Source organism: Clostridium sp. AF15-41, assembly GCF_003604095.1.
In the GTDB taxonomy this organism is placed as follows: Bacteria; Bacillota; Clostridia; order Lachnospirales; family Lachnospiraceae; genus Coprococcus.
Genome location: NZ_QTMQ01000015.1, coordinates 1 through 15,227, shown reverse-complemented (window position 1 = coordinate 15,227; position 15,227 = coordinate 1). Strand labels below are relative to the sequence as shown.

10 protein-coding genes are annotated in these 15,227 nt (G+C 40.0%); all 10 read right to left on the bottom strand.

Annotation, left to right across the window (positions count from 1 at the left end; translation table 11 throughout):
• Positions 1 to 93: 93 nt before the first annotated feature.
• Positions 94 to 7,722, bottom strand: coding sequence for a fibronectin type III domain-containing protein (locus DWW43_RS10225; RefSeq protein ID WP_119963509.1), 7,629 nt, complete (start codon positions 7,720 to 7,722; stop codon positions 94 to 96).
• Between the two features lie 511 nt (positions 7,723 to 8,233).
• Complete coding sequence (locus DWW43_RS10220; RefSeq protein WP_119963508.1) at positions 8,234 to 9,136, bottom strand: SGNH/GDSL hydrolase family protein; 903 nt, start codon at positions 9,134 to 9,136, stop codon at positions 8,234 to 8,236.
• A gap of 117 nt (positions 9,137 to 9,253) precedes the next feature.
• Entirely contained in the window at positions 9,254 to 10,198 is a 945-nt protein-coding gene (locus tag DWW43_RS10215) for a cation diffusion facilitator family transporter (protein WP_119963528.1), read from the bottom strand.
• Positions 10,199 to 10,437: 239 nt separating this feature from the next.
• Positions 10,438 to 10,734, bottom strand: a complete 297-nt coding sequence (locus DWW43_RS10210) for a hypothetical protein (protein WP_119963507.1) — start codon at positions 10,732 to 10,734, stop codon at positions 10,438 to 10,440.
• A gap of 149 nt (positions 10,735 to 10,883) precedes the next feature.
• Complete coding sequence (locus DWW43_RS10205; RefSeq protein ID WP_044944921.1) at positions 10,884 to 11,417, bottom strand: hypothetical protein; 534 nt, start codon at positions 11,415 to 11,417, stop codon at positions 10,884 to 10,886.
• Positions 11,418 to 11,431: 14 nt separating this feature from the next.
• Complete coding sequence (locus tag DWW43_RS10200) at positions 11,432 to 12,400, bottom strand: hypothetical protein (protein WP_119963506.1); 969 nt, start codon at positions 12,398 to 12,400, stop codon at positions 11,432 to 11,434.
• 81 nt (positions 12,401 to 12,481) lie between these two features.
• Entirely contained in the window at positions 12,482 to 12,922 is a 441-nt protein-coding gene (locus DWW43_RS10195; protein ID WP_119963505.1) for a hypothetical protein, read from the bottom strand.
• A 26-nt stretch (positions 12,923 to 12,948) separates the two neighbouring features.
• Positions 12,949 to 14,079 carry a polymorphic toxin type 35 domain-containing protein gene (locus tag DWW43_RS10190; protein ID WP_133302416.1) on the bottom strand — a complete coding sequence of 377 codons (1,131 nt, stop codon included), beginning with the start codon at positions 14,077 to 14,079 and terminating at the stop codon, positions 12,949 to 12,951.
• Positions 14,080 to 14,172: 93 nt separating this feature from the next.
• A complete protein-coding gene (locus DWW43_RS10185) occupies positions 14,173 to 14,703 on the bottom strand; it encodes a hypothetical protein (RefSeq protein ID WP_119963503.1) in 531 nt (176 codons plus the stop codon).
• Between the two features lie 21 nt (positions 14,704 to 14,724).
• On the bottom strand, positions 14,725 to 15,227 hold a 503-nt coding region (locus tag DWW43_RS12115), incomplete at its 5' end, for a hypothetical protein (protein ID WP_165853063.1).

Genomic DNA, 15,227 nt, shown 5'->3' with positions numbered 1-15,227 from the left:
AACAAAAATAAAATTCCATGAATGGGATAACAGGGAGCCGGAAAGCTCCTGTGTTACCCCACCATGGAATTTTTTTAACTTAAATTTGCAGTTTTATTTTACTGTGACCTTCACCCGTTTATTTACTCCATTTAATGCAGTAACATAGATATAACAGGTTCCTTTTTTCTTTGCACGGATCGTACCCTTTGCCGTTACAACAGCAACCGCTTTATTGGTACTGCTGTAGCGAAGCTTAGCACCATGCCCTTTGGATAACAGTTTCTTCTTGTTATCCTGTAAGATAAGCTTAGTTGTTATCTTTGCTGTTTTACCTTTCTTTAAGGTATACTCTGTCTTCTTGCACTGAATCTTCTTTACATTTGTATATGTCTTGTTCTTCGGCCCTGCGATATGGAGGGTCAGTCCTGTAGCAATATACTGCTTCTTCCCATTCACAATACGATATGCCTTGACACGGACTCTGTATGACTGCTTCCGGTTCAGACTCTTGCCTTTATACTTACTCAGTACTGTTGCGTTCTTCTTTGCACCTGAAATCGTCTTAACAACAGTCAGCTTCTTTCTGTTACATGGAGCTGCATAGACATCATATCCCTGTGCCCCCTTAACAGCTTTCCAGGTCAGTTGGATTCCCTTCTGTGTCCATGCAACCTTCTGTTTGCTGGAAAGTGTCTGTGAATTCTTCTCAATCTGCTTCTTAGTCAGTTCCTCTACAACCGGTTCTGACGGAGGCTCCGGCGTCTTAATAACCGTTACCGTGATCTTAATCGGTACATTCTGTAACAGCTTCTCATCAACGGTACATACCAGTTTGCTAAGATCTGTATTGTTCGTACGGACATCTGCTGTGATATCTGTACCATTCATACTCCATGCATTGATCTCGTAGCCAGCGATCACCGATGCTGTCATTGTAACCGTGCTGTCCCGATATACTTCAAGACTGCCGGATCCGGCGGATACATCCTGCATAAGATCATTCTGTTTTTTGCGATCCACATGAACAGCTATTGTTCCTGCCTTTGCTCCATCTGCCGATACCAGCTCATACTGAAGTTCTACCTTTGGAATCTCCTTATAAGTAACTGCAACCTCTACATTTTTCTCAAAGCCTGTATCTGGTGCCTGAATCCTGATCTGCTTATTGTCTGTATTTTCTATATCAGAAACCGTCATATCACTGTAAGCTGCACCATCCATCATTACTGTGATCTGATCCACTTCATATCCGGTCTTCGGTACTGCTGTCATAACGATATCCTCTGTGCGGCATCTGTCAATATAACCACCGGATGCAACATTACACTCCAGTGTTCCGTTATTATCACTGTTATATGTGACAGTTGAACGATCAAGCAGAACGAGTACAACACGCATGGATTTGTTTACACTGTTAAATGAACATTCCTTCGCATCCTTTCCGGTTGCGATCGTCTGTTCTTCTGAACCGGTAAACAGCTTCCACGCAGAGATCTGATACTGCTCCGGTACATCTGCTTTCATAACAACCGGCAGATTCTTTACGATCTTTGTATCATTGCTGATCTGCACTGAATCGCTCCATGCCGTAACAACATCATCTACCTGCTGTCCCTGTTCATTTACCGCTTCAAAATGAAGTGTTTCCATCTGGAACATATTGACAACCAACTTGATCTTCATGTTCTTCTGGACGTTGGATACTACATACTGATCTCCTCCGGTTGCTGCAACTGTATAATGTATATCATCTGTATAGATTCTCCATTCTGATACAGTAACGGATTCCGGAAGATCTGCTGTAAGTGTCACCGTTGATCCCTTTGCTGCCTTGCCATCCTGAACCTGTTCTGAGACATTGATCTTACAGCCTGCAACCGATGTATCCGGATCTTCTGCGATCACTTCTGTCTCAAATAAATATGTCTCTACCGGTTCAAATTCAACGGCCACAACAGTATCTGTCTCCACATTATCGAGTGTGATCTCTGTTCCGGCAAAGATACTTCCGTCAGTATTTTTCTGGATCTTTGCTGAACCACCATGAGAAACCGTCCACTGTTTTACGACATAATTCTCATCTGGAACTGCCTGAAGCAGGATACTCTTTCCCGTAAGGACGGTCTCACCTGTATCGATCTTGCTTCCATAGTTTCCGGCCTTTACATAATATGCCTGAAGACTTCCGTTTTCCGGCTGATCGTAATTCAACTGGTAGGTTTTTGCTGCAAAGGATACACTGACATGAACACTGCTGCTCAATGCTGAAATGATCAATGTATCTCCATTTACCACATAATCAGTTCCGAGAACCAGATCATTTCCATCACTTCCTGTTACCTTCCATGCTTTGATCTTATAATTATCCTTTGGAATTGCTTTAAAGGATACCTTGCTCTGATCTGCTAATCCGGTTCCGGATGCAAATGGCTCTTTGGAGTCTCCACAATATCCTTTTATCGTTCCTTTGCCATCAGACTCATATCGGACTGTATACTGGTTCGATACGATCTGATATTTTCCTCTGTTCAGAGTGACGTTATATTTCTTCAGGAATTCTTTTACCAAATCTATATACTCACTATCTTCTTCGGTTCCAACTGTAAGCCATGCGATTCCGGTCTGGTAAACACCTGCTGTCGAATTTTCATCTAACTTCGGCTCAGCCTCTATTGTCATCAAATCCGACAGTTTATATTTAGCTGCATCTGAATCCAGGATACCGGATTCTGTGTCATCACCCGCATATTTTACAACAACATCTGACAGGCTTAATACTTTATCTGCCGTGTCATCCTCTGATATACCATCCTTTGATGGAGCAGTAATAACGATCGGCCGTTTGCTTACGGTAAGCATCTTCATCGCATATGATTTGGTCTGACTGGTACCGTTCTGTCTGGTTATCGTCGCAACAAATGTATGCTGTCCCGGCCATTTTGGAGTAAATGTATTGCTGGCTATATTTTCCGTTACAACCTTATCATCTCCATCCACATAGGATACCTGATAAGATACAGAAGCATCTGCTGCAAGCGGTTCTGTCGTTATATTGCCGGATGTATCGTTTTCCCGTTTTCCCTGTCTGACTTCTAACTTAATGGTATTGCCATATTCCGCATTGTTTCCGGAAAGAACGTATACCATATTATCCGTACGATCTACTACATAATAAACAGTCTGTGTATCAGTAGGATATAATGATGTATTTCCTCCATAAGATACAGTTACCGTATAATCTCCGGCTTCTTCCGGATTCCATACAACAGAAGCATTACCATTCTTATCTACAACGGTTGATATATCACGAATAGAACCGGTCCGGTTATTGAAGAAGTTTACATTTACAATTCCTGTTTTATCGATATTGACAGAAGATGTAACTGCCTCTGCAACATGGATCTGAACCGTTGTCCGATCTCCCTTTATGATATCTTCAACCTGTGTATCATATGTTTCATTTACGGTAACAACCTCACCAGGGGTAACACCATACTGCTTAGATGCTCCACTTCCCATAAGAGAAAAGGCATCATCCGTAGCGATCTTTAATTCATTAAATGTTGTAATGATCTGCTCCTGCTGGTTCTCATCTGTTACCGTCTGCTCAGTCTTGTAATAATAGGTCTCATCCGCAGTCCGATCTGCTTCGGCGGATTTTGCATACATGATATAAGCATTATTTCCTTCGTATGCCTCCGGCCAGTACAGATACCAGGTTGTTCCATCAACCTCGATATACTGCTGATTTGTAGTGCCAGCAGATTCTTCTTTATATCCGGCATAAGCAGGCACATAGGACTGAACAGTACCGGCATACGCTTTTGCTGTAATTGCTCCATCTGTACCCTGTTCCAACTGATACCACTGTGTAACTGCTTCTGACATAGCATCTGTACTGTACAACAATATCTCACCATCGGCTGTTACTGCTGTATATGCATAATAAGTCTTGCCCGCTGCCGTCTCTGTCACCTGTTCTGTCACAGGCTTTATTGTATCTGCATCAACTCCATTCCAGAGAGCGGCTGCATCACCGGTTGTTCCACTCTGGAATACATTTGGTATTACTTCATTTAATTTCACCTTTGCAGTTGCTGTTCCTGCTGTCTCATTATATCCTTCCAGTACATACCATTCATTTGTCTGGCCGTCAAAATAGATAAATTCCGGTATTACTGCATTCGGATATACGGCGGATACCGCTGCACCATTCTTATACTGGACAAATGTCTCCTTCTGTGTTCCGATCGTAACCGCTACAGTCTTCGATACCGTACGTTCATTCGTAACCGTCCGTGTCTGTGTATACTGTCCAAATGCTGTATTGGTTCCCTTATTCGCACTGTCGGACTGTGTATTGCTAATCGTTGCTGTCATCATACTGTCAGCCCTTCCGACATGCAGGATACCCGGAGCTCCATATGCATATAACCGCACACCCTTTATCAGCTCAGAAAGAACGCATCGATAAGAATTGCCATCCATATCCTCTGTGATACCATTTAACTTCAATGTACTTCCATTTATACCGGAAGCTTCTTTGTCCGTCAGGTTTACCCAGTTGACCGAACCTGCTTTTCGAACCTGCCATGCATAGGACAGACCGCCTTTCGCATTTGCAGATGGGAGTGCATCGATCACAAAGCTCGCATTACCGCCGACAACAACTCTCTGTACACTTGTCATGCTTAAGATATCTGGTTTCTCACTGTCAGCCAGTGTATGAACGGATACCTCCGGTGTGTATTCGGAGTATACAGTCTCGCCTCCGCTATTTGTTCCAACTGAACGAAGTGCAAATTCATATTCCGTCGATGGTTTCAGTCCATCATAGCTGTAAGAAAAACTGTCACCGCTGATCGTATCTAACAGACTGTATTTATTGGTTGTAATACCATCATTAAATACCTGATAGATCTCATATTTCTCTGCCTTCTTATAACCACTTTCCCATGCAAGCGTTACGGAATCCGCGGTCACTGTATCCACACTGATATCTTCCGGTGGAGATGGCGGCTGTTCGACATTCTTTACAACAAAGCCAAGAATCGGAACATTGCTATCGCCAAGCTTTGCCTGCCAGATACCAAATTTGGTACTGAAGCTGTACTGAGAATCCGTCGCCGGCGGGTAAGCTACCACGCCTTCCTTTGATACTGATGAATAATCAAATGTTGTCTTACCGGAGCCCCAGCCACCGCCAAGCTTGACACCACCGCCATAATTCATCTTCGCTACCTTGGCATCAATTTCACCTTCTACACCAAGTGTCAGTTCGAAGCTGTTCGTCTGGGTCATTGTTTTACTGCTCTGTGTATTGTCCGTAATATTCATAGCTACCGTTGTCTGGTCATTGACCTTATTATTGATCTCTATCCAGTTCGGATAGCCAACGAAACCTTTCATTCCAAGCGAGCTGGTCGCATAGGTATCCGGACATCCCGGCGTACTGGACAGAATATCCTTCGTGATCACCTTATTTTGCAGAGTTTCATCGCTTGCTGCAAACCGATTAAAGGAATCTACATCCATGGTCGAATAGACCGGCTGCTGCTGCACTCCGACCTCCATGGTATACGATGCACTTCCATTCGCCGGTGTGATGACATATTCATACAATATAACCGGCGTTCGATAAAGTACTACCTGATTCTTCGTACCATCATTTTCAAAACTGATCGAATACTCATGGGAAAGCTCATCCTCATACGACCACTCCCAGTCATGGGTATAGGACGCCTCCGTATGGAACTGCAATGCTGAAGAACCGATGGAAAATGATGCATATGCTCCGATGGATGCCATTTTCGTCTTACTGGTTACCGTTCCTTGTCCGGATAGCTTACCATATAAGGTTTCTCCGATATTGCCATTATAATAATTATCCTGAAGCTCTCCAAAATATGGAGCAGCCTGTAATATAGCCAGAATATCTACATTACTGTATGTATATTTCTTGCTCTTAAAGGTAAATACATCTGTATCTTTATCCGCATCAACTGCTGCAATCGCCAGGCAAGGGAAATCACTCATGCCGACATGCCGCACCAGCTCGTTTGAAGTCGAATCAAAATAACTGCCCGGTGTACAGATACCGGTCGATGAATCCTTGTTCTGTTCCTTACCGGACATGTTCACCCGGTAAAAGTACCGGTTAAAGCTCTGTTGCTTATATCCGGTCGTATATAAGACCTGCTCAATTCCCAGATCATTTTCATCAAAGTTTCCTGCCACACATCCGTCTACCCAGGTATCGGATATGATATAACCGCCGATTCCTTTATCACTGCTCTGACATACCTTGGCTGTATAGTCCTTTTTCCATGATTCATTTTCAAACTTCCAGAAAACACCATCTAAGAAAACCTGCTCCGCATCATTTCTTCCGTTTACTGCCGCACAGGTCAATGCAGGAAGCGGATGCACATTATCATCTTTATCAAAGCCTGCATTTACAAAATTACACATATCCATTACGTTTCCGCCGGATGGAATTAATGTCTCCACCTCTTCATTTGGATCGTATTTCAATGTTACCAGCATATACTTTTTATTTGAACCGGATTTATCTCCATCCGGGCCATCATTATCACTGTATACACCGGCAACTACAACTTCCGGGAAGCCATCAAAATCAATATCACCTGCTGCTACAGATGCGTAACGCATATATACACTGCATGTATCCTTATCCATTACATACTTATTCATCTGCTGTGGTTTCTTGTTCTCTACCTTATAACAGGCAAATACAGAGCTTCTCTGCTGCAGCTTCTTTCCATCACTGTCATCGTGGATATTCGAATAGGAACCAACCAGAAGGATCTCATCTTTACCATCCCGATTGATATCCGAAGTTTCTATCGACATGTTGATTGTTGCTCTTGCTGTCTTACCATTATTGGTAAATTTACCTGCCATATCCGCTCCGGTATTTCCCATAAAACTACGAACCGAAATATTATCACTGATCGGCGATAAGGTGATTCCGTCCAGGATCATAATATACGGATCTCCACGTTTTGGAACATAGACTGCGATATCTTCATCTCCATCGCCATCAAAATCTCCTGCCTTTAATGTAAAATAATTCTTATAGGCACTGTATTTTTCCAACTGATTATCCCGAAGCCAGTCATTATCATCACCCGATCCAAGGCTGAAGGTCTTTCTTAATTCCTGACCTTTACCGGATGCACTGTATCTTGCTACAACAAGCTGCGGATCTTTTCCCAGTGATGCGCCAACAAGTGCAACCATATTATCACGTCCGGTTCCATACGGATCATAACCGTCTACATTTACATACTTGACATCAGCTGCGCCGGATGCTGTACGGCTCTGCATAAATCCATTGTTGTTCCGTTTCGAATCCGGTCCAACATAATAGCCCTTGATATCCGAGCTTTTCGTATAGTTATACGTCTCAGCATTTCGGTTCTTTCCACTGGATCGATACCATAAAAATGCTTCCATTTTTTCATTAAATGCAGAATAGCCGGAACCATATGGATTTTCACCGTCATTTGCATTAAATGAACTTGGTGTCGTCAGATTAAATCCATATTTATCCTTTCCGCTGTTATCTGCATTTGAAATATCTGCCTGCGTGACCGCCTGCCCCGGCGGCTCATCCGCAAGAACTCTGACCGGATTTCCAACCCCAGGAAACATACCGATCACCATCGAAATCGAAAGCATTGCTGCCATCCATTTCTTTCCCCATTTTCTGTTCATGTTCTCATCATCCCTTTCTTACATAAACGTTATTCTTGTTTCTGAATGCTGTCTCTGCATCCAAACCTCCAGTTACATAATAATTATATCGAAATATTTTCTAAAAAGAAAGAAAAATAGATACATTTTATAAATATATCCATCTTGTAAACACAATATGTGTATTTGTTCTGACAATTTGCGTTAGTTGATTAGAAGCGGATACAATTTAAAACGCATAATGTTACGCAAATATTGTCGGATCAAATCATAAATTATACCCCTCTTGCTTCAAAAAAAGACATTTTCATATGATATCCTTATAAAAATATATCCCAAATTTCGGACATATCTTAAACTGTAACATCATACGAAAATGTCTTATTATGTGCTCCAACTATTCTATTTTTTATTCATTAAACTGCTGTTCTATTATGAATGAATGCTATTCTATTTCCATTTTACTTGGTAAATAAATGCTGCCTTCTGATTACATCTTACTTTGTAAGTAAATACTGTGCCTGATTACATCTTACTTTGTAAACAATGCTTCTATAAATACATCTGCGATTAACTGCTGTCCCACTGCAGTCGGATGATCATCCGGATCTATATAATTTTCTGCATTCTGATTATTAAGCACAATATCATTTGATGAAGCAAAGGCTTCATAGCAATCTGCCAGTACAATATTCTTTTCTTTACATACAGTACTAATGATTGTATTTGCCTGACTGATCTTTTCTTCTGCATACTGTCCGATATTGATTGTTATCCCGCCTGCCGATATTTCATAATCCATATTACGATATGGATTATATAATGTCATGATCGCAATCCGGCAATCCGGCGAAGCCTTACGGATCAGATCTATACTATCTGAAAGATTATTATAAAACCGATTCAGATTATCTTCCGCAGACCGGTCTGCCTCCTCAAAGTCCCGGACAAATGTCTTTTTATTAATTTTTTTCCAAAGCGAAGAATCATCTCCTGCACCGGAATATCCATAAAAATAATCTTCATACTGCATAACAAAGAATTCAAACGGAAGAAGTGCATCATTCGTACCAATGCAAAATGTCACATAATCAGCATGGTCTAACAGATCTACCTTGCCTTTCTTGATATTTTGCCACATGTCGTCACTGAGCTGACCATTTACACCTTGATTACATTCGACAACCTGCATCCCCTGTTGTTTCATATAAGCAGCAATCCTTGCAGAAAATCGTTCATTCTCAGCATGTTCTAATGAATATCCATATGTAATCGAATCTCCCAATGCAACATATATAACAGAATCATCCGATACCTGCTCATCTAACTGCAACAATTTTGCATTATTCTTTGTACGACCATGCAATCCCCAGACGATTGCAATAACACATGCCCCGGCTACTGTGATCAGTCCGGCAGCCTTCCATTTTTTCATATCGATCACCTCTGTCTTATATAATACTCCCTTATAATATAACACTATTTTATATTTACAGGCTAACGAATTAGCATTTTACATACCCGGCGCCAACCCGAAGCCTTTCGTATTATCCTAATCCGGTATAATCTCTATATATACCTGATCGTATTTGTATTTCAGTTCTTGCTTGATCTCATCTCGGACACGATGCAGAATGCTGATATGTATAACGTCTGTTTTATTTCCAATATATACTTCGACCCAAAGCTTCCGTCCGGTCTGGATAACATCTAAGAATGTAACCTCATAGGGATAATCATTCATATGTTTATCCACGATTCCACGTATCTGATTTAAGACATCTTCCTCCGGCGCAAATAAAATCAGATTTTTAATGCTCTGGAAAATCTCCTTTACCGGTTCTGTTATAAGAAGCAGTGCCATAATTACAGCTACTGCAGGATCAATATATGGCGTCAGGAATCGAAATCTCGTTGTAAGCAATATCATCTGAACTGCAAATGCTACGGCTACTCCCATACTGCTTATAACATCAAGCTTCCACATATAAAGCTCAGCTTTGATCGTCGTAGACTCATACTTTTTACTGTAATGACCAAGCAACAGATACATGCCTGCACATCCAAGACATACAAGCAATTCAAATATAGCAATACTGCCGGCATCAACTTCATGTCCACCATGTAATAACAGCTTTATATTTTCAACCATTAGATTGCAGGTAAGTGCTAATAATACACTGTACTTTACCAGTAAAAACAACGATTCTACCTGCGCATATCCATATGGATGCTTCTCTGTCACCGGTTTATAAAGCAGGGGCACAAGCACCAGAAACGGTCCGATCATCACTAAATCCGCTGCATCAAACAAGCAATCAGTCCACAAAGAATGGGAATGGGTAAACCATGCCATCACACCTTCCGCTACTATAAACAATACACTTCCAAAAAATGATAGTTGTAATATTCTCTTTTCAATCGTCAGTTTCTCTTTCTTTTCCCTACGTTCTTTCTTTACACTGTCCTTTTTCTTCGTACTATTATCTGTCTTCATCTGTTTTCTCTTTCTTACTTTCATCTTTTTCTATTCTTCAATCTCACAACTACCACTATAACACAAAAATCCCGCCCGGCATACACCAAATGAGATTCTTTGTATCGTTCACAATTATATGCAAACATATAATTTTAATTATTAACTAACAAAAAGCCCCTGTTACTGCAATATAACAGTAACAGAGACTTTTTATTATTGACTATTATAATTCACGTTTTCGTGCAGTCTATTATTTGTTAGCGATTGCAGCCTGTGATGTCAGTCACAGTAAGACGCTCCCCTGCCTTGCCCTGACCGTAGGTATACTTTGCATACGAATCCACGCCGTAATCATCCAGCGCATATCCGTCTATCAGAAGTTCCTCTCCCACTTTTATCTCTGTCTTTGCTGTGTCTATATACACCGCATAAGCGGGTACGTCAAATATGCTGTCATAGCTGTCATATATAGCTTTGTCTGCATCCGTGGCAGGCTCGTATGCGAGCAGTACACTCTTCCCATACAGCTCGGAAGCCGTGAAGCTTGTGAGCACATCACCGTCTATACCGAAGCTTACCTTGTCCCTGTCTGAATCCGGTATCTCAGCCCAGCTATGAGAAGACTTGCCCGGTCATACTACGAATCCTCTATAAATCCAATACCTTTATAACACTACTCATATTTGTATGCTACGAGCAAACACTAATTAACTTTCCAGTATTTTATCTGTCTAACAATGTCCTCTCGTACCTTTTCCTCAGTTAAATAATCTGGAAATACACCATCCTTCTTATAATCATCTGATATTGTAATGTTCCTTTCAAGCAATTCTTTTAAAAATTTAATAATCTTTGCTTTTTTCTTATGATCAAAAGCCTTAAATGCTCGCAACAAATCTGTGTAGGTACTAATCTCTCTAATCAGCGTCCAAGTATCTTGTATAGTCATGTTATCGCTAATATATTCTTCAGCAATTCTTATACCATTCTTATCGCCTAGTAACGAAGTAAAATGGCAATACATATCAAAAGCATGTGCTGTTTTATACATATTTTTACTTCTTAATAATTCTTTGTATTCAGCATTTTGCTTGCTTTTGAGCCATTCCTTTTCTAAAGATTTCGGTACACAATATCTTTTATATTTTTCATATTGTCCATCACGAACCATCTGATAATAGCTGCCATCATATTTATCAAAAACAGCCTTAGCATCTTCAAAATTCTTATTACTCATAACTATTCTAGCTCCTAATTGATTATTGCTTCCCATATATCCCCATTTTTTATAAATGAATATCCATGTTCTACTAAAAATTTTACCTCACTTGAAAAATACCCATCTGCTTCTGCTGGATTATGAGATAAAATAAAATTTTTTCCCTGCGAAAGCTGTTGCTCTAAAAACCTTTCATTTATATACCACATATTATCATTCCCAACTATTTCTTCAATTTCTGCCCAGTTATCCAATTGAAAATATGTTGCATTTTTTTCCTTCGCAACATTAATGTATGATACTCCATCTTTGTTATATTTCCCCAAAACAACTGTTGTTGCGGTACTATTGTGTGTTGCACCTTTTGCCAACCGAGCATAAAAATACTGAATATTAATGTACCCTGTAAGTGTCACTTCTGCCAAAGCCAGATTACCTAATCTGCCCATCATGTCTGCTGCCTGCTCTGCAGAACTTAAATCTCCCGTAAACAAATAATCGAGGTTATCAGTCCACATTTCATAATTCAACGCTATCATCGCAACAACAAGTAAACCCAACATAGTGCCATATGCCACCAATGAAAACGGTGTTAGCGTAAGTGCGAAGAATTGAACAGCAGCCCAAACCAACATTGACGTTGCAGCAGCCGAAGAAAATGTAGCGCATAATCCTTCAAGCGTCAAAAGCGCCGATAATGAACCCCCATTCAGCCCTCCGGATATCATATACGCCCCTGCTCCGGTCTCAGGGTCTATGACCATATACCCTGTTCCCGACCAGCTGCCTATCGTCATGTCCTCTGCCGGAATTGTGACTATCTTACCTGCGTTTACGGCTTCCGTCACTGCCTGTTTTGTGGTGTCTGTTGTATTCAGTTTTTCCATCTCTTCCGCCATGTTAGCGGATGAGATGAGCAGAAGTTCTATCCCCTTCTCCTGTGCCGCAGCCAGTATGCTGATGGTTGATACGCTCTCGTATCCTGTGAGCTCCTCCCACACCGTACTCTCGTAAATATTGCTTACTTTTTCCCTTATTTCTCCTCAACTTAATCCAACCTATACATATCTGCATGTATTACATTATCTACTTGCATTAAGACCTAATATCATTTTCGCTGTTTTATTATTTTTGTCCATTGTTAATAACAGTTCTGCATATTCCTTAGCATGACTATAATCCATAATGCGTTCAGGAAGTCCATAAAAAAATAGGATTCTTTCTAAATTTCCAATGCTATTTTGTATTTTAAGTGCAAGTCTTGAATAATAATATGCCGCATGATATGCTCCCTCATAAAATGCTAACGGTCCCAATAACAAATCAATTAAGACGTCTAACCAGAACATATCCTGTGTAGTTTTAAACATATCCTGTGCAAATAACAGCAGGGTTACATTTTCTGTATCATTTGCACATATGATAATTGTATCTCTAATCAAATTCCTATCCATATCCTTACACAAGCCTTTAGCAAAATCAAATTGTCCGTCTAATATATATTTAACAAATTTTTTTTCCATTTCACTCATTTCCCTCCAGTGTATATTCAATTAACCCATGCATTTGATATAGATATTCTTCCATCATAAGACTTCATATAAGTTACCGTAACCTCATAGCCATTTAATACAGCTGTTTTTTTATATGCAGACTTATATGAACCTTCTTTGCCTGTTTTCATAACATTTACTATTATACTTTTTATATCCTCCCAATTTTTATCAGAAACCAAATATTCCCAATTATGTTCAGAACTTTTACTACCATTAATGATATGGTTTACTTTGTTATCGCTAAAACCATTCAGTTGTTCTAAACATTCAGAAGCATCCTGACCATTGACATACATATTATCGATTTTATTTAATCGACCATTAATTTGACTTGCCACGAATACTTCCACCAAAGCCAGATTACCTAATCTGCCCATCATGTCTGCTGCCTGCTCTGCAGAACTTAAATCTCCCGTAAACAAATAATCGAGGTTATCAGTCCACATTTCATAATTCAACTCTATCATCGCAACAACAAGTAAACCCAACATAGTGCCATATGCCACCAATGAAAGCGGTGTTAGCGTAAGTGCGAAGAATTGAACAGCAGCCCAAACCAACATTGACGTTGCAGTAGCCGAAGAAAATGTAGCACATAATCCTCCAAGTGTCAAAAGCGCCGATAATGCACCCCCATTCAGCCCGCCTGATATCATATACGCCCCTGCTCCGGTCTCAGGGTCTATGACCATATACCCTGTTCCCGACCAGCTGCCTATTGTCATATCCTCAGCAGAAATTGTGACTATCTTACCTGCATTTACGGCTTCCGTCACTGCCTGTTTTGTGGTGTCTGTTGTATTCAGTTTTTCCATCTCTTCCGCCATGTTAGCGGATGAGATGAGCAGAAGTTCTATCCCCTTCTCCTGTGCCGCAGCCAGTATGCTGATGGTTGATACGCTCTCGTATCCTGTGAGCTCCTCCCACACCGTACTCTCGTAAAGCGACCCCATCATACCCGTGCTGAGCATGTATTCTCTTGAAGCGTCCTCATCACCAGTGAGGCTGATTACACTGTGGCTGTCTGTGTCCACGTCTATGTACAGGCTGCCCTCGCTGAGTCCGGATACCCGTCCGTACAGCTTATCACATCTCACCTCGTAGCCCGTGATACCTTCGCTCAAGTCTCTTACGGCTGTCACACCGTATACTATCTATATAGATTACTACATTAGAATTGTGCATCGCAGAATCCTCATTATAGTTGCTTGTACATATCACGTGATTATTTTTAGCTTATATTTTATTAACTGATATTTTGAATTGTAAATCTCTGAAATTTTATATAATTCAGGTTTTTTATTCGCTTCATTAAGTAATCTTTCTACCAAACGGCAAAACTCAATCATTTGCTTTTTGCACTTTTTATGATATGAGCGAAAAATCCAGCCAGTTTCTGCACTAACATCACTTCTGCCAATGATTGTTTCTGCGATATTCATGCTGTTTTTTGCATCTAACTTACTTTCAACTTTCTTTCCCGTATCCAGCATTATATCTATAGAGTCAGGGATTATTAAACATGGTTCTAGCAAGCTATCCATCTTGAAGTATACGAGCCACGGCTTATCAGACTTCTCAATTTCAGAACTATATATTTTTGCTTTTTGAATGCGCCAAATATTCTCTTGTTTTGAAGAAATTTTCATACTTCTGTATTGATTATATTTTAATAAATCCTGATCATACATATAGAAAGAATTTCCATCATATTCTTTAAAAAATTTTTCTGCTTCAACAATATTCATAAACTTTCCTCACCTCACCATTTACTCGAGAATAGCTTTCCACAATTCATCATCAACCTGAGAAAATGTATAACCTAGTTCTGATAAATAATCTATTTCCCTCTGATAAAATCTTTTGCTTCCATCTCCAAACAAATATTGTAATTCCGGGTTATCTGTCAAAATAATTGTTTTATTAAGTTTAATTTGATTATCTATATATTGTTTATTTATTTTCCATATTTCGTTATAATTGTTATTTAAGCTTTTAACCAAATCTGACCATTTGCTCTCGTCTAATATAAAATATGTATAATTATTATCCGAAGCGTACACATTATATTTACCAGTTGTTCCTAAAACACATGTATCGCTTTCTTTGTTTTTTGTTGCTAATTTAACGTAATATTTTATTTGTGAATTGTTTAATGTTGCGCTTATGCTTGAGATACTCTTTGATAAGCCTAATTCCACCAAAGCCAGATTACCTAATCTGCCCATCACGTCTGCTGCCTGCTCTGCAGAACTTAAATCTCCCGTAAACA